General features: G+C 48.0%; 14 protein-coding genes and 1 pseudogene. 12 read left to right on the forward strand and 3 right to left on the reverse strand.

The window, feature by feature from the left end:
- The first annotated feature begins 5 nt into the window (after positions 1–5).
- Entirely contained in the window at positions 6–566 is a 561-nt protein-coding gene (locus F3J29_RS06400; protein ID WP_166865002.1) for an RNA polymerase sigma factor, read from the forward strand.
- 50 nt (positions 567–616) lie between these two features.
- On the opposite strand, the gene F3J29_RS06405 is transcribed toward F3J29_RS06400, so the two are convergent.
- Positions 617–1,942, reverse strand: a complete 1,326-nt coding sequence (locus F3J29_RS06405) for a glycoside hydrolase family 10-like protein (RefSeq protein ID WP_166865005.1) — start codon at positions 1,940–1,942, stop codon at positions 617–619.
- Between the two features lie 303 nt (positions 1,943–2,245).
- On the opposite strand from F3J29_RS06405, the gene leuC reads away from it, so the two are divergent.
- From leuC to F3J29_RS06455, 9 genes are all read left to right on the forward strand, one after another.
- On the forward strand, positions 2,246–3,670 hold the full coding sequence (gene leuC, locus F3J29_RS06410; protein WP_166863982.1) for a 3-isopropylmalate dehydratase large subunit: 1,425 nt from the start codon (positions 2,246–2,248) through the stop codon (positions 3,668–3,670).
- Positions 3,671–4,285, forward strand: a complete 615-nt coding sequence (gene leuD / locus F3J29_RS06415) for a 3-isopropylmalate dehydratase small subunit (protein ID WP_166863985.1) — start codon at positions 3,671–3,673, stop codon at positions 4,283–4,285.
- Positions 4,286–4,291: 6 nt separating this feature from the next.
- Complete coding sequence (locus F3J29_RS06420) at positions 4,292–5,215, forward strand: alpha/beta fold hydrolase (RefSeq protein ID WP_166863988.1); 924 nt, start codon at positions 4,292–4,294, stop codon at positions 5,213–5,215.
- Between the two features lie 19 nt (positions 5,216–5,234).
- Positions 5,235–6,170, forward strand: a complete 936-nt coding sequence (locus F3J29_RS06425) for a LysR substrate-binding domain-containing protein (RefSeq protein ID WP_166863991.1) — start codon at positions 5,235–5,237, stop codon at positions 6,168–6,170.
- A 417-nt stretch (positions 6,171–6,587) separates the two neighbouring features.
- Positions 6,588–7,310, forward strand: a complete 723-nt coding sequence (locus tag F3J29_RS06435; RefSeq protein WP_166865008.1) for a CDP-diacylglycerol pyrophosphatase — start codon at positions 6,588–6,590, stop codon at positions 7,308–7,310.
- 772 nt (positions 7,311–8,082) lie between these two features.
- Positions 8,083–9,402: a site-specific integrase gene (locus F3J29_RS06440; RefSeq protein ID WP_166863994.1), complete on the forward strand. Its 1,320-nt coding sequence runs from the start codon at positions 8,083–8,085 to the stop codon at positions 9,400–9,402.
- A gap of 31 nt (positions 9,403–9,433) precedes the next feature.
- Positions 9,434–10,942: a tyrosine-type recombinase/integrase gene (locus F3J29_RS06445; protein WP_240746246.1), complete on the forward strand. Its 1,509-nt coding sequence runs from the start codon at positions 9,434–9,436 to the stop codon at positions 10,940–10,942.
- A complete protein-coding gene (locus F3J29_RS06450; protein WP_166863997.1) occupies positions 10,939–13,302 on the forward strand; it encodes a hypothetical protein in 2,364 nt (787 codons plus the stop codon). The genes F3J29_RS06445 and F3J29_RS06450 overlap by 4 nt, the downstream gene beginning before the upstream one ends.
- Positions 13,302–13,745 carry a hypothetical protein gene (locus F3J29_RS06455; protein ID WP_001214167.1) on the forward strand — a complete coding sequence of 148 codons (444 nt, stop codon included), beginning with the start codon at positions 13,302–13,304 and terminating at the stop codon, positions 13,743–13,745. Before F3J29_RS06450 ends, F3J29_RS06455 begins: the two co-directional genes overlap by 1 nt.
- A 30-nt stretch (positions 13,746–13,775) precedes the next feature.
- Here F3J29_RS06455 and F3J29_RS06460 read toward each other — a convergent pair whose 3' ends face one another.
- Positions 13,776–13,970: an MbcA/ParS/Xre antitoxin family protein gene (locus F3J29_RS06460; RefSeq protein ID WP_001300905.1), complete on the reverse strand. Its 195-nt coding sequence runs from the start codon at positions 13,968–13,970 to the stop codon at positions 13,776–13,778.
- Positions 13,954–14,286 carry a helix-turn-helix domain-containing protein gene (locus F3J29_RS06465; protein ID WP_001300511.1) on the reverse strand — a complete coding sequence of 111 codons (333 nt, stop codon included), beginning with the start codon at positions 14,284–14,286 and terminating at the stop codon, positions 13,954–13,956. Before F3J29_RS06465 ends, F3J29_RS06460 begins: the two co-directional genes overlap by 17 nt.
- A 96-nt stretch (positions 14,287–14,382) precedes the next feature.
- On the opposite strand from F3J29_RS06465, the gene F3J29_RS06470 reads away from it, so the two are divergent.
- Complete coding sequence (locus F3J29_RS06470) at positions 14,383–14,943, forward strand: hypothetical protein (RefSeq protein WP_166864000.1); 561 nt, start codon at positions 14,383–14,385, stop codon at positions 14,941–14,943.
- A gap of 573 nt (positions 14,944–15,516) precedes the next feature.
- Positions 15,517–16,748: pseudogene (locus F3J29_RS06475) on the forward strand (IS3-like element IS150 family transposase); the annotation flags it as partial.
- Positions 16,749–16,794 lie beyond the last annotated feature (46 nt).

Raw genomic sequence — 16,794 nt, forward strand, 5'->3', positions numbered from 1 at the left:
CGACCATGAAAGCCGGAATAGTGGGGGAATCTCTGCTGATGGCAGCGTTAAACGGCTGCCGTACCCGACTGAAAGCGTTTATTCGCGGGAGAACCGCCGGGCATGAAGACGCCGACGATATCCTGCAGGAGGTCAGCTACCAGCTAATGAAGGTTGAACAGCCGGTGGAGAACGTCGCCGCCTGGCTGTTCCGCGCCGCCCGGAACGAAATGACCGACCGGGCAAGGAAAAAACGCGAGCTGCCTTTGGCCAGCTGGTTTGGCGGCGATGACGAGGACGATTACCCGGAAGATGAGCTGGCCGAAACGCTGTTCGGTACCCCGCAAACGCCGGAGGACGAATACCTGAGGCAGCTGCTTTGGGAGGAACTGGAGACGGCCCTGTCGGAACTGCCTGCGCCGCAGCGTGAGGTGTTTATCAAAACCGAGCTGCAAGACTATAGCGTGAAGGAACTGGCGGCAGAGAGCGGCGACACCGTGCAGGCGCTGCTCTCCCGCAAACACAAAGCCGTTCTGTATCTGCGCACCCGGCTGCGCAATGTGTATGACGACCTGGCTGGTCAGTAAGACAGCCCCCGGATCTGCTCAGGGAAGGGCGATCCGGTTTTTTTAGCCTGTCATTCCCCCCAACGCTCCTTGATGTAATTCACCGCCTGCTGGGTCTGCGGCTGGTTGAGGTAATTTTCCCGGAACAAAATGGTGCCGTTAATTTGCGGCACGGCGTCGTTCAAATCGAGCTGCTTTTTCAGCTCCGGTACGCCGCCGCTCACCGTCCAGTCGGGCTCATTCTTCGAAGGCTCCCCGACCTTATACAGCGCAATCCCAATATAAAGGCGCGTGTTGGTCGGCTTCACAACGTTTGCCCACCATTTTGCCAGCACATCGTAGCGGGCGGCACTGCGTGAGAAGGGCCAGTAGATCTGCGGGGCAATGTAGTCCAGCAGGCCTTTTTGCACCCAAAGACGCGTGTCTGCATAGGACTCGTCATAGGCTGCTGCACCGCGCGTTTCAGACCCGGCCGGATCGTGGGAGATATTACGCCAGACGCCTGCCGGACTCACGCCAAACTCAACGCCGGGCTTAAGCTGTTTGATGGTGCGTGAGACTTGCGCGATAAGTTGCTCAGTATTGTGCCGCCGCCAGTCGGCTTTGGACGCGTAGCCCTGGCCGTAGATTTTGTACGTCTGCGTGTCGTTGAGCGTAGAGCCCGGTGATTCGGTATAGAAGTAATCATCAAACTGCACGCCGTCGATGGCGTAGTTTGAAACAACTTCGGCGACGATGCTGGTTATCCAGTCGCGCACTTCCGGAATGCCGGGATCAAGCACGAAGCGGTCGCCGGACGTTCTTATCCAGTCGCGATGTAATACATAAACGCTGGCGGGCTGCAGAGAAAGCGTGCGGTTCAGGGCGGTAACTGTGCCTGGCGTGATATTGGTAGAAACCCGGTAGGGGTTAAACCACGCGTGGACCTTCATGCCGCGCTTATGCGCCTCATCAAGCATAAACTGTAGCGGATCGTAGCCAGGATCTTCGCCAATTTTTCCCGTCAGCATATCTGACCACGGCAAAATCTTCGAAGGCCACAGCGCGGTGGCGTCGGGTTTCACCTGGAAAAACACCGTGTTGATGCCCAATGACTTCAGCTTGTCCAGCTTGTCTTTTAACGCCTGCTGCTGCTGGCTGATACGCACGGCGGCGCTGCTGCCGTTAACGGAAGAAACTGGCGGCCAGTCCAGACGGGAAACCGTTGCCAGCCAGACGCCGCGCATTGGCTGGTTGTGCTGTGAAGGGGTTGTGACATTTGGCTGAGTGCCCGGCAAGGGCGTGACGAGAGAAACCGGCGGTTTAGAGGCGCAGCTCGCCAGAAGCAGCGCGGCGGCAAGTATCGCGCCAGGTTTTTTGACCCTGGCGGCAGAGAAGAAGCGGCTTGAAGTGGCGATGATGTGCTCCAGATTTTGCCAGTCGGTGAACAACAAGCATTTTCATACTATTCGACATCAAGTCAATCTCTAACGCCGTGAAGTCAAGCAGATGCGGACTAACCTTGCTTACGATCAAAATCCTTATTTATCATCACAATAAATGAAACACATTTCGTGTTTTATCCTATTACGCTTGTGCATCATACCTTTACTGACAGCCTAATCACCCGGTTGCTACTATCCCTGTAGAAATTGTTCATTTTTTATCTGCGTGCCAGCACGCCGTTATTTTATGCTGTGAGAGCAACAAGGTGACCCGTCATGAAGCCTAAAACGCTGTACGATAAAATCATCGATAGCCACGTCATCCGCCCTCTGGACGATCAGGGCAATGTCCTGCTGTATATCGACCGTTCCATCCTCAACGAATACACCAGCCCGCAGGCATTCAGCGGCCTGCGTGACGCCAACCGCAAGGTCTGGCAGCCAAACAGTATCCTGCTTAACGTGGACCACGTTAACCCGACGCGGCCAGAGCGTACGCCGGAGATGACCGATCCGGGCGGCGAGCTGCAGGTGCGCTACTTTGAGTCCAACAGCCGTGATTTTGGCCTTGAGCTGTTCGACGTAATGGATCCACGCCAGGGCATTGAACACGTTGTCGCCCATGAACAGGGGATCGTGCTGCCGGGCATGGTGATTGCCGCAGGCGACAGCCATACCACCACTTACGGTGCTTTCGGCGCGTTTGGGTTCGGTATCGGCACCTCAGAAATTGAACATATGCTGGCAACGCAGACGCTGGCCTACAAAAAGCTCAAAACGCTGCGAGTGACGGTGAACGGTGAGCTGCCGTTTGCCGCGACGGCAAAAGATATTGTCATGCTGCTGATCGCAGAAATTGGTGCCGACGGTGCGACCGGTTTTGCTATCGAGTTCTGCGGCAGCGCCATTGATGCGCTTAGCGTGGAAGGGCGGATGACCATTTGCAATATGGCGGTCGAAGCCGGAGCCCGCGGCGCTTTTATGGCACCGGATGAAAAAGTTTATGCCTACATCAAACCAGCACCGCGCGTGCCCAAAGGCGAGATGTGGGAACAGGCGCTGAAATACTGGCGAACGCTCTCCAGCGATGCTGACGCGGTGTTTGATAAAGAAGTGGTGCTCGACTGCGCCAACTTAACGCCGCGCGTGACGTGGGGTACCAGCCCGGACCAGGGCGGCAGCATTACTGACCAGGTGCCCGATCCTGCCAGGGAGTCCAGTGCAGCCAAACGTCGTGACATTGAAAATGCGCTGAGATATATGGGACTCACGCCCGGCACGCCGCTGAGCCAGATCCCGATTACTCATGCGTTTATTGGCTCGTGTACTAACGGGCGAATTGAAGATCTCAGGGCGGTTGCCGAGGTGCTGCGGGACAGAAAAATTGCGCCGGGCGTAAGGGGAATTATCGTGCCGGGTTCAACGCAGGTTCGCGCCCGTGCCGAGCAAGAAGGGTTAGCCCAAATATTTATCGACGCCGGATTTGAATGGCGGCAGTCAGGCTGCTCCATGTGCCTGGCGATGAACGAAGATGTGCTGCAGCCGGGTGACCGCTGCGCCTCCAGCACCAACCGTAACTTTGCCGGCCGGCAGGGCGCCGGGGCGAGAACGCATTTAATGAGTCCGGCAATGGTCGCTGCGGCGGCAGTGGCAGGCCATCTGACCGATGTCCGTCCGTATTTACAGCAGGGGGAAGCGTAAATGGAACCCTTTAACCGTGTCACCGGCGTGGCCGCACCGATGCTGGCTGCCAACATAGATACCGATGTGATCATGCCGAAGCAGTTTTTGAAAGGTATCGATCGTAACAATCTCGACCGAGGCGTTTTCTTTGACCAGCGTTTTCTGGCCGACGGCTCGCCAAACCCGGAGTTTATCCTCAACAAGTCCGCGTGGCAGGGCACACAGTTTCTTATCGTCGGCCCGAACTTTGGCTGCGGCTCCAGCCGCGAACATGCGGTTTGGGGGTTACGTCAACTTGGCATACGGGCGCTGATCGGCACCAGCTTCGCCGGAATATTTAATGACAACTGCCAGCGCAACGGCGTGCTGACCCTGACGCTGCCAGCGGAGGATATCGAGCGGCTGGCGCAGGCAGCAAACAATCCTGAAGCTAACCGCATTACCGTCGATCTCGCCCGGCAGCAGATAAGCGTGGAGGGCAAAGATATTGCCTTTACGGTCGACGAGCTGAAAAAGCACATGCTGCTGGAAGGCCACGATGCCATCAGCTATACGCTGCAATATCAGCAAGAGATTCGCGAGTTTGAACAGCGCCATTTTGCCGCCCATCCGTGGCTACTGACTCAGGATTAATTTTCAATGATGAAAGAGAACGCTGAATTTATTTGCGACAGGGGCGAGTCGCCTTTTATTCCGGGTTTCCAGCTGATGGACGTAGCGCTGGAAAACGGGATAACCCTGCGCGCCGCCGTGGGCGGGCAGGGAGAACCGTTAGTTTTACTGCATGGCCACCCGCAGAACCACGTGACCTGGCGTAAAATCGCGCCAGTTCTGGCACAGCATTTCACCGTCATCATGCCGGACATCCGCGGCTATGGCGACAGCGCTAAGCCCGCCAGCGACGAAGTTCACCGCCGCTATTCCAAACGAGAGATGGCGAAAGATATTGTCCTGCTGGTGGCGCGGCTCGGTTTCCAGGACGGTTTTGCTTTTATGGGGCACGATCGCGGGGCGCGGGTCGGGCATCGCCTGGCGCTGGATTACCCGGCGCAGGTTAAGCGCAGCATTTTTATTGATATCGCCCCGACGGCAACCATGTATGCGCGGACGGACAAAACCTTTGCTACCCGCTATTTCTGGTGGTTTTTCCTGATCCAGCCTTCGCCCGTGCCGGAAAAAATGATCGCTGCCGATCCGGCATTTTTCCTGCGTAAACATATTGATGGCCAGCTTAAAACCCCGGGCGCAACGGAACCCGAAGTGTTTGCCGAGTACCTGCGCTGTTACCAGGATCCAGATACGCTGCACGCCATCTGCGAAGATTACCGCGCCTCGGCTACCATCGACCTTGAAGATGATGAAGCCGACAAGCATCTGCGCATTACCCCCCCTTTGCTGGTGCTGTGGGGAGAGAAAGGCACCGTAGGCCAGCTTTATGATGTGCCCGCAACCTGGCGGGAAAAAGCGCTGGACGTTCGCGGGCGAGCCATGCCCTGCGGGCACAGTCCACAAGAGGAGTGTCCTGATGAGCTGCTGAGCGCTATTATGCCTTTCTTAACCTGACCCGGAAGATGGCATCCCGATGAGCCCTAACGAAAACCCTCGCGCCGCCTGGCCGCTGATTGAAGATTTGAATGTCTTTATCACCGTGGTTCGCAAAGAAAGCTTTGCCAACGCGGCGGCGGAGCTGGGGCTTTCTCCGTCTTATGTCAGTAAACGCATCGCGCTGCTGGAAAAGAGCCTGGGGATGCGGCTGTTCCACCGCAGCGCCCGGTCGATTCATTTAACCACCGACGGCCATAAAGCGCTGAGTGGGGCGCTTGCGGTTCTGGAGAGCATGGGCGATTTTGTTTCGGGGCTTGCCGCCTGGCGGGACACTCTCGAAGGCAATATTCAGATGAGCTGCTCGTTTGGTTTTGGCTCAACGTATATGCCGGATGCACTTTCAGCGCTGGCGGAACGCTATCCGGCGCTGAATATCAAGCTAACGCTGACGGACAGAGTCGTTGATTTGCCAGAAGAGGGCGTTGATATAGAGATTCGCGTGGGTGACGATATCAAAGACCTGTATATCACCCGGCAGCTCTCCACCAACAACCGCGTATTGTGCGCGTCACCTGCCTACCTGGCAAAATACGGGACGCCGGAAAAAATCGCCGATCTTAAATCCCATAAATGCCTCGTTATTCAGGAACGCAGCGCCCAGTTCGGCATGTGGCCTTTAACCAACGGTGAGGAGAGCGTACAGGTTCACGTCAGCAGCCAGCTTTCCTCCAATAACGGCAGCGTGGCATTAAGCTGGGCGCTGAAGGGCCACGGCATTATTTTGCGTTCTCAATGGGAAGTGCAGCGTCACATTGCCCGCGACGAGCTGGTGCAAATTTTGCCGGCGTGGCACCAGCCCGCCAATATTTGGGCGGTTTATTCTAACCGTACCAGTGGCTCGGCGAAGCTAAAGGTTTGCATTGATTTTCTGGTGGATTATTTTCAGCGTTTCCCGCCGGTGGCAGGGCATTAAAATAGTGAACCATGGAAAATCAACCTCAGTGATTACGCGATCTCAATGCCGGAATACTGCGCGCAAGCGGCAAATAAACGCTGTTGAAGAACGAGATCGGAGGCGTCTTTAACCGCGTTGCTGATGCCCCTGGGCAACTAAACGCTGAGCGGCCATTTTCCCCAGACCATCGGCCGAGCCAGTAATAAAAATCCTTGCCATTGATAACCTCCAGGAATGAAAGATGAATACGTACTGAGGGTATAGATTTCTGTAAAATAAAACATATTCACTCAGGTGTGTGTCCGATTATGCTTTATGGATAAACGTAACTCTCCGTCGTTCACCGGTAAGGATGCAGAATTAATGAAAAGAAGCGGGATCGCGGCTCTGGTTTCTGCCGGCTTCAAACAAGGTGCAATCCTGACAGGGATCTTTATGCTGGTGGGCTGCGCGCGTTCGGACGCGCTATGGGGCGTGGTCGATAAGGTATGCATGACTAACTATCAGCAAACCAGCAGCCCGGCGCCGTGCCAGCAGATCTACATGCCTGAAGGGAAGGCTCACGGCTTTAGCGTTATTCAGAACCCGCGTTACCCCTACCATTTTATTCTGGTTCCCACGGCGAAGATGACCGGTATCGAAAGCCCGGCGCTGGCAGCCGCGGGGCGCACGGACTATTTCGGCTATGCCTGGCTCATGCGCCGTCTTTTAGCCTGGCAGTACGGCGCTCCGGTGCCTGACGACAAGCTTGGTCTGGCGCTTAACTCGGCCTATGGCCGCAGCCAAAACCAGCTGCACATTCATCTGACCTGCCTGCGGGAAGACGTCAGGCGACAAATGCTGGCTGAACGTCCCTTTATCACGGAGGAATGGCGGCCATTGCCCGATAAACTCCTGCGTTACACCTGGTATGCGCGACGGGTGATGCAGCCGACGGTGATGGGAATTGACCCCATTCACAGCGTCGCCAGCTATTTTCATTTAACGCCAGAACAGCTGGCAGAGTGGGGCGTGGCCGTTATTCCAACCGTTTACGGCGATCGGAAAGGGTTTATTTTGCTGACCACCAAACGCGGCTGGGATCGCAATAATCGGGCCTCGGTGGAAGCGTTGCTGGATAAAGAGTGTGCCATTTTACCGCCTATATCTTCCCGCTGAAGCGCCATATATTCAGCCGTTTTTCGGACGTGAACTATTGAGTAATGTTTGGATCGGACAACCCGAATTCAGGTTTGAAAATGGGATCATGATAATTCGATCCCATTCGGAGAAGTTCGTCAGCGCCGTGGCGGCTATCAAGTAAACAGATGGGTGCCCACGGACAAGCATCCGGAAAGTGCAAAAATAGATGAATATACGGCCAGTATGATTAACAGTTTCATTCGTCGCTCAGCTATCTAAAAAAGCGAAACACAGCCGCTTAGTGCAGCCACAGAACATAACAAAAATAATCCGCACGCCAATTTTCTACAGATACACACCATTCATACCTCACGCTAAAATTTCACCCAGCATGACAGAGGGGTATCAAGAAGCTATCAATACAAAATGTAGAAACACTCAAGATCGGGATCGTGTCAGGGATTGTTGTGTACATTGCAGACCCAACGCACGGCTGCCGACAAAGGAAGACAGCGCACAGTCAGCGAGCTTTGACTGAAGCCATTCATGCTGGCCAGAGACCCAGATTTCACCATACCGTATATTGGTGCGCATAATGTATATTATGTTAAATAACCTCCATAGGTCTATTACTTCATGATTCACTGGCTCAGCTACAAAAATCAACATGTTGGGAATTTTGACATACCTCCCTTTTATTGCGTTAGGTCTATCGTACATTTACTTCACCTCATTCTGAATGTTGGGTGTTTCTATGTACTCACTTTCCCAGATTGTAAGTTCAAAGGGCCGACGGCGCTGGATTCTGATGGATGTAACCATCTGTTTACCCGCACTTTATCCGTTAAGGTATGTAGTTGACCATCTGGAGTATCGCTCACCCTCGACTCAATCAGCCTCCCTCCAAGCAATTAAGTTTTTTTATGATTTTTGGTTCATCAAGCACAGAACTACATTCTGCTATAGCTTTTACTTCTCCGGACATGACCCTGCAATCGCTATTCATGAGATGACTGACTTTTTTCAATATTTAGAAAATGGTCGCCTAGTCAGCTTCGCACCACGAGCACTGCCATTTAAACATTCTAGCTGCATGACAAATGCCTCTAGAGTACGTGCCGTGATTAGATTCATAGGCTACCTAATCGCTACCTATGTATCTCCGTACTATCGAAATGAAACGCCCAAAGAATTGTCTCGTTATGCATCCCGTCTCAATACTCGCTTGCTGATATGCAAAGATGAGTTTAAAACTCTGGAAAGAAGCAATCAGCGGTATTATTCTCGAGTCACTCAAGGATTTCAGAGTATGACTGGTGATATGGTTGAAAATGTATATCGCATAGTCGTACCAAGTTCAAAACATAAAAATAATTTTCTAAACCCCTTCCCTTCTGGATTCATTCAGTTTCGCAATTATTTAATTATGCGGTTAATGCTCAACTATGGACTGCGTGTTGGTGAGCTGTTATTGCTAGAATGCGTGTCGGTAAAAGCTAGTATCAAAGGAGATAAATTTAGCTTAATCATTAGTATGCCTCGTAATATGACAGATCCAAGAATACATGCCCCATCATTAAAAAATGAGTACTCACATCGAGTTTTGGAACTAGACAAAGTAGATTATGAATTTCTCATGATTTATATGCAAAAAATACGAAAAAAATCAACGACTCATAACTTCATATTTGCATCGAGCCAAAACCCTGAAAGCCCTTTATCCTATAATGCAGTACATTTGATTTTCTCTGAGGTAGATAAGGTTTTTTCACTTAACTATCCTGAATGCAAATCAGCAGAACGCTTTGATGCTCTAATGAAATTTACACCTCATATTACACGACATACATGGGCTTACTTAACTATAAAGAAACTATATCATTTGAAAAATAAAAGATTCAATGGCTCTGGTAATAATCTCGCCAAAAACTCACTCTCAATGGGGGGGATGGATGAGGCAAAAGAGGCTCTCCGTTTGCTTGGCGGTTGGAGCATAAAAAGCCAAATGCCTGATCTTTACGCCAAAAGATTTTTATCTGAGCAAGCTAATGCAGCAAACATCCAGCGATTATTGCAACATGACTCTGATTTCGATTGCTTAATAAAGGAGTTGTTAAATGGAGATTAAGCCTAACACACTTCTCTTGCAAGGTTCTGGAATGTATGATCAGAATCTCTCTTCAAAATTAAAATCTTTAGTTATTCCCGGAATTATTTTTTTGAAATCCTGCAGCGATTTTGATGATAAGCATATTCATAATGAGGGAGATGAATGGCTTTTTTATTACTCAGGAAGTAAGCGGTATGTTTATTTTAAGCTTGATGAGTTAACAAATACGCTCTTGAAGTATTTTTGTTTCAAATATGCTTCAACGATGTTCCCAACAGCCTTACCAATACTGTCACATCATTGGACACAAGCATTCAGTTACTGCAGAGGAAATGGCGGTTTTACATTACTTATATTGCGACAGTATATAGAAAGTAATGACCTCGATGCCAGGGCCTTCTATTCTATATTATTTGGCTTGAAGATTCTTTGTTCTGAAGAGTTCCCTGGATTTACTTTGGAAGACTATGAGGATCTTGAGTTTATACCTAGACCAAATGCATATAACTGGGAGATTTATCAGGACATTGACAATCTCCTCGAGCTTTTTGCAAAAAACATGATAAGCAAAGGTTTATTTGAAATGGCAACAGCATTGGCCAGGGGTAAGTCTTATGATATTAGAGAGTTAAAACATGCCGCAATACTCGGGTTAAGTTATGTTACTGGGGCTCGTCCTGTACAGTTGGCAAAGCTAGCTGTTCGAGATTTGCGTATTGATACATGTAATACTAATACTGGGCTAATTCGATATAGTATTCTACTACCCTACGTCAAACAGAGACGCCTTACGACCGAGCGTTTACTGCTGGCTATCCCGCCGGAAATTGGTGCGTTAATCAAGCATTATGTAGACAGAGCTCAGTTATTATCTAATGACAAAATGTTCGACATGGGGGTGTCCGCCCCTGCTTTTGTCTCTCAGTCTATTAGACAAACCATTTTAAACTTCAGCCCCCCTGATTATCAAACTGCCGTTGCTCGCGGAGAAGCCGCTCTCCCATCAATCACACCAACTGATTTACGCCACAACGTTGGTCACTCACTGGCTATGCAAGGAGCAAGTGCTGAGGAGATTGCTCACATTCTTGGTCATTCATCTCTGGTTGTAGCAAAGCACTACATCTTGGCGACACCTGCCTTGGCATTGATCCGCGCGAAAGCACTAGGCTCTAACCCCGTATGGCAAAATATGGTAGCTATGATGCTGACAGGTAAGTTGGTTCCTTCAAAGGAATGGCTTGGTCGACGTGTAGTTGGCATGGTTGGAGATCGATTACACTATGAGATTGGTGGTTGTGCGAGAACCGATGACGAATGCCCTTTCAGTGAAGTCCGTTGCTGCTATGGTTGCTTATATTACCGCCCTTTCCTTGATGGTCACCACCAGGATGTATTAGATAGCATCTCTAAAGAAGTCGATGAGCTGATAGCGGTGTCAGATAGTGTCGGTAATGCTCACAATCCACTAATTTCTATCCACGAGACGACGCAAATAGAAATCAAGTCAGTGATTGCCCGTTGTCATTTGCATAACGTCAAAGGTTGTGGGAAATGAAAAAAAATATAGAGAACTTTGACACTTTTATCGTAGAACAGAAAGTTTGGTTCGAAGAAAATCTGGCAGCAGATTTTGCAGAATCATGGGATAGTCTTGTCTGGATATGTGGGAAAAAAGGTTCCGGCTGGTTACGTGGCAATGGTGTTAATGTACTGCGATTTGATGAGATTAACCGGCTAAAAGGAATCGACGAACACCATACTGTATCCGATACTTATCAGTTATTTATGAAAGCCATGCTGGTACTCGTCTATCGAGGCAGAAATCGCAGCATTTCCCCTGCAGTTGCTATTGCAACTCTGGTTATTTTGAAACGCTGGTACTGCGCGCTGATTAAATTAACCGGGCAAACTCATCCCATCTATCTGACTACAGATGTTATACGTAGTGCGATGGATATTATGAGTGCAGCATCCAGACCAGGTGATCCTAACATAGCCAACTACAAGGGGCGTTGCGTTAAGATTCAAAAATTAGTAAATCATCACGCTTTCACATTGGTAACACTACAATATGTGTCCGACGAAAATTACACTAACCGGACCAATTTGACCCGGAAAGCCCTGGAAACAATAGCCCTCAAACACAAGGACAGGCTGGATGATACAGCCACTGATGGTGACGATACACTTATTACAATTCGAGGATTCCTCAATATCGTGTCACTTATCCAGCGTGTAGAAAACGGCACTGAAAAGATAGCGCTTAATTGCCTTCTGCTACTCATCATCACGGGTTTTCGTTCAGTTGAAGCATTCAATCTCAGACAGGATGCGTTGGTCAAACGAAAGATAGATAACTCTGACATCAGCAGACGTCTACGTGATAAAGGGTTGCCGGATTATTTTCTTGGCATTCGCTACATTGGTGTTAAGGGAGCTGGCGAGCGAACACATTGGGTGGAGCCCTTAGCTGTTCCTTTAGTTGAAAACATATTCAAATCGGTTAAGTCGCTAACATTTGAGTTACGAAAGCATCTCAAATACTTACGTTCAAAAGGATTTGTTGATTATTTACCGGAGGCGGTCAGTGATATTGTAGGTGAACTTGTTGAACTTGATGATATTGTAGAACACATAGCTCAATCCTCATCAGAGCTTCGGGGGCGTGCGGGATTACGTGATAAAGCATCAAAAGCGTTAGCGAAACGAGGCTGTATTCCGACTGAAGTCATTCTTTTTCCAGGTAATGAAAAAAGGAAATATTATTCAAAATCAGACCTTAGTCTTTACCTTAAAAATGAATTTGGTGATAGCAGCGCAAATACCCCCTGTACTCACTCATGGGTAGAAAACGGCAAAAGATTTGAGATTATGTATGAGGATTTATTGTTCCTTTACCCCAAAGGGTCTATGACGTTAAAGAGAGCATTGGGGCTAAAAGCAACACCTTTACCACTGAGTAATGCTGGCGTAAACAAGTTTCTCGGTAACGTTGATGGCTATGCTTCGGTCTTCAGTAAATACAGACTTCTCGAAGATGACGGTCGCCCTACCCAGCTTCGCACTCATATTCCTCGTCACAATATAAACACTTTTCTCGCTATTGCTGAAATTTCAGACCACTTACAAGCCATGTTGATGGGGCGTGTTGATATTACTCAAAATAAACATTACCAGCATCTGGCTCTTAAGGAGCGCCGAAAGGCTGCTTCTCTTATTCCGTTAGTTCCGATCATACAGGAGCAGACAACACCAATTACTATTGACGCTGATACACCGCTCGATGCGGTAAAACAAAGTGGTATGATGATATTTAGCAGTACGAAGAATCTGGAAACCAACATAAAGGCGAACCTACATACCTTCGATAATCGTGACGATGTTGCAGGATTCATTGAGGCGTCGTTAGACGATGGATTATTCGAAGACATAGCCGCTGCGTTCGAAGATATCAGTAAAAATGAAGGGCCATCGCAAGCGACTGAAATGGTGCATAGGCACGCGGTGCTGCATCCATTGAAATTGGGCTCCTGCATGAGAGACGTAAACTTGTGGGGATGCCCTTATCGAATGAAGTGTCAGGCATTGAAGCCCTGTGAGCATTTCACGTTAACAGGTCGTATTGATGAATACTCCACAATTGAAGCCAAAGGTCGTGCATTAAACGAGGCTACGTTTGCTTTTGAACAGTATACCGCGACCTTTCCGGATAACCAGCTAATGCAGGGCAATATCGAAGAAAATCTAGCACAACTAGATGCCTTAACTAAGCAATTACGCAGCCGCTCAAACTCGCTGGAAGCAATCCCCTCTCAGGTGGTCCTGTCCGGAGAGATAAAAGTAGAAGGTGAAATTCGTACTCTGGCTCAACTATTTGCCCTCGAGTACCAAAAAATCAAACAAGGAGAAGACTGATGCGCGGTAAAGAATTGGATACTCAGATTGAGCATGAGCTCCAGCTTATGTTGATTGAAGGGTTTGATAAATCTCCAATTTCAGCTAAAAGCTTACACGCCAGACTTAAGTCAAAAGGCATCATCAATGGCGGCTTAAGTACATTAAGTAGCATTGAACGAAAACGTCTTATTGCAGCCTATGTCGATCAACAGCTATCTCCCCTAAATCTTCGCCCCAAAGAAAAGCAGCAGTATGTGAATCGTAAGACCCGTCAGGCTTTGCTTGGTCGTAATCAGCAGCTTCAGGAAGAGAACAAAGAGCTGCGCGAACAGCTAGCACAGAATACCTTGTCATTAATTGAAATTGTCAAAGCGGTAAAAATCAATACGGTTATACCGGTAGAAAGCCTTCTTGCTCCGCACTTGATCATGGAGCTACACGAAAGGAAAAAAAATCAATGATAGGTATAGCGCTATATTTGTACAACAAAGTCATGAATAAACGCCTTGCTCTATTCGAAAAATGAGCATGGCAACTTTCAATACCCCCTCTTCTGAGTCCATTATTTCAGAGGGCATTTTCCACTGTAATGCTCTGTTTGGTTCATTGCACCAGTTTAATGCTGCACTTTCGTTACCTTCAAAAAGATCAATAGCCTTTTGTATAACATCATTTTTTGTCAGCATATTTTACACCTGAAGACGTTTTTAGTGCTTCGATAAGGTTACTTCGCTCTTCCTCTGTCATTCGGGAGATGAGTAATGCAAGTTCTGCTGTTGTCTGATCATCACAAAAAAAATAGTTCAACGGTACGTTTAACTCTGCCGCCATTCGTCGAAGCGTATCAATATCGGGGACATGGCGTCCTTTCTCATAATGATTCATACGACTGCTAGCCGATGCGGGATCAAAGCCAACAAGGAGACCCAGAGAGCGCTGTGATAAACCCGCCCTGCATCTCGCTTCCTTAAGTCGTTCTGGTATTGGATTTTTTTCAGACACTGATTCATCTTCATTGGCCTCGAATGCTTAGATTGTCTAAGTATCTGTCATTGTTGTATACTTAGCAATCCTAAGTTAACAGCCTTGTTTTGTCATATGAATAGTCGAGTAACCAACCCTGAGTCGTACATATTTTCTGCAATCATCTTAATTGGCAAAGATAACTTCACCAGTAACGAAGTAGCAAAAATTCTTATCGAGCGATTTTCACTTCCGAAAAATTATTTAAAGGCAAAAGCTTTTGCTTATAACCAAATTCAATCCCTGGTTAGAAAAGGATTATTAAACAAAGTAAGAAAAACAGGCGTGTATCAATATTTATACTCAGTCACATCAGAATTTAATATCGCAACAGAATGCGTGGAATTAATTGAGGCAACCCCAAAGTCTTCCTGTCAACTTGTTTCAAGTGCTACCAACCATGAACACAGAAATGTAAATATCCAAATAAAGTCTCTTATTGAAAAATACAGCAGTGAGTTGGCGAAAGTATCAGGAGCAAAGGAGATTTATGAAGAATTGATAGTTGCTGTGCCGAGCAGGGAAAATGAATTCAGGAAGCTTTCTCTTGAACAAGAGAAAAAACACATCAAGATAAATGAAAAAATAAATACATTAATTGGAATTATTAATCAATCTGTTGCAATAAGGCAATGAATTTTTACAACTATTTGAAATCATGAAAGGAGAGGGTAAAGCCTCGCCCTCTCCCTTCATGCACTGATATGCCATCATTAAAATGATGATTAACAGCGAGTACCACTATATGCTAGACACAAATCAATATAACCTCAGCCAGGCTCAGATGCAACTGTAAGTATCCTGCATAATCGTGCCATTCACGTTTAGAGATCATTCGGCATAATCAATCAGCCAGCGAAGGAAATCGCTATGCGTAAAGCCCGTTTTGCTGAGCATCAGATCATCGCTGTGATTAAGTCGGTTGAAGCCGGATGAACTGTTAAAGATGTCTGCCGGGAGGCCGGTATTTCTGAAACCACCTACTACATCTATGGACTACTTCCGTTTTGCAAGTACAGAATCAAATGCGTCCGGTAGGGTGCATACATGGTCGATATTGCGACTCAGGTTGATGCTCTGAACAGGCCGTTAGATGAACTACCCAATATAGTGGCCAAAAGACAGGCGTCAGAAGAGGCACTTTCGAAGCTGTCCCGGCTTGTAGAACAGAACCCCGGCTACAAAGCCCAGCTCGTGGACTTCGAAGATGAAAAACATGGAGAAAAAGGTTTAATTCCCAAACCTAAAGGCGTTAGTGCTGATCCAGAGTTGCGTATTAAGGTCGTGAAAGCTGTGATCGAGCAGCACATGTCCCTTAATCAGGCTGCGGCTCACTTTATGCTTGCTGGTAGTGGTTCTGTAGCCAGGTGGCTGAAGGTCTATGAAGAGCGCGGAGAAGCTGGTTTACGCGCGCTCAAGATTGGCATCAAAAGAAACATTGCAATATCAGTTGATCCAGAAAAAGCGGCATCAGCATTGGAGCTGTCAAAAGACCGACGCATTGAGGATCTTGAAAGGCAAGTTCGATTTCTTGAAACGCGGCTTATGTATCTAAAAAAGCTGAAAGCCTTAGCTCATCCCACGAAAAAGTCAAAGTACTCAACGAGCTAAGGCAGTTTTATCCTCTTGATGAGCATCTCAGGGCTGCGGAGATACCGCGCAGTACGTTTTATTATCATCTAAAGGCTCTCAGCAAGCCTGACAAGTATGCGGACGTTAAAAAGCGTATTGGTGAGATTTATCACGAGAATAGAGGCCGATACGGATACCGTAGGGTAACGCTGTCTCTTCATCGAGAAGGGAAACAGATTAACCATAAAGCTGTTCAGCGCCTGATGGGAACCCTCTCACTTAAAGCAGCGATTAAGGTCAAGCGATACCGCTCTTACAGAGGAGAGGTAGGGCAAACCGCCCCTAATGTTCTCCAAAGAGATTTCAAGGCTACGCGGCCAAACGAGAAGTGGGTTACCGATGTTACTGAATTTGCAGTCAATGGGCGCAAGCTGTATTTGTCTCCAGTAATAGATCTCTTCAACAACGAAGTTATTTCTTACAGCCTTTCGGAAAGACCAGTGATGAACATGGTTGAGAATATGCTCGATCAGGCATTCAAAAAGCTTAATCCTCACGAGCATCCTGTTCTGCACTCTGACCAGGGATGGCAGTATCGTATGAGAAGATATCAAAATATCCTTAAAGAACATGGTGTTAAACAAAGCATGTCCAGAAAAGGCAATTGTCTGGATAATGCTGTGGTGGAGTGTTTCTTTGGAACCTTAAAGTCGGAGTGTTTTTATCTTGATGAGTTCAGTAATATAAGCGAACTGAAGGATGCTGTTACGGAATATATTGAATACTACAACAGCAGAAGAATTAGCCTGAAATTAAAAGGTCTGACTCCAATTGAATATCGGAATCAGACCTATATGCCTCGTGTTTAACTGTCCAACTTTTTGGGGTCAGTACAATCCTGGGCCTTCAGGATCA

The sequence above is a fragment of the Enterobacter sp. Cy-643 genome, assembly GCF_011752815.1.
Taxonomy (GTDB): domain Bacteria; phylum Pseudomonadota; class Gammaproteobacteria; order Enterobacterales; family Enterobacteriaceae; genus Cedecea.

Bases quoted from the DNA above. Each gene is read 5' to 3' on its own strand.
- F3J29_RS06455 (WP_001214167.1), top strand. From the start codon at position 13,302: ATGCGCGGTAAAGAATTGGATACTCAGATTGAGCATGAGCTCCAGCTT.
- F3J29_RS06440 (WP_166863994.1), top strand. From the start codon at position 8,083: ATGGATGTAACCATCTGTTTACCCGCACTTTATCCGTTAAGGTATGTA.
- F3J29_RS06445 (WP_240746246.1), top strand. From the start codon at position 9,434: ATGTATGATCAGAATCTCTCTTCAAAATTAAAATCTTTAGTTATTCCC.
- leuC (WP_166863982.1), top strand. From the start codon at position 2,246: ATGAAGCCTAAAACGCTGTACGATAAAATCATCGATAGCCACGTCATC.
- F3J29_RS06420 (WP_166863988.1), top strand. From the start codon at position 4,292: ATGATGAAAGAGAACGCTGAATTTATTTGCGACAGGGGCGAGTCGCCT.
- F3J29_RS06435 (WP_166865008.1), top strand. From the start codon at position 6,588: ATGCTGGTGGGCTGCGCGCGTTCGGACGCGCTATGGGGCGTGGTCGAT.
- F3J29_RS06425 (WP_166863991.1), top strand. From the start codon at position 5,235: ATGAGCCCTAACGAAAACCCTCGCGCCGCCTGGCCGCTGATTGAAGAT.
- F3J29_RS06450 (WP_166863997.1), top strand. From the start codon at position 10,939: ATGAAAAAAAATATAGAGAACTTTGACACTTTTATCGTAGAACAGAAA.
- F3J29_RS06460 (WP_001300905.1), bottom strand. From the start codon at position 13,970: ATGCTGACAAAAAATGATGTTATACAAAAGGCTATTGATCTTTTTGAA.
- leuD (WP_166863985.1), top strand. From the start codon at position 3,671: ATGGAACCCTTTAACCGTGTCACCGGCGTGGCCGCACCGATGCTGGCT.
- F3J29_RS06470 (WP_166864000.1), top strand. From the start codon at position 14,383: ATGAATAGTCGAGTAACCAACCCTGAGTCGTACATATTTTCTGCAATC.
- F3J29_RS06400 (WP_166865002.1), top strand. From the start codon at position 6: ATGAAAGCCGGAATAGTGGGGGAATCTCTGCTGATGGCAGCGTTAAAC.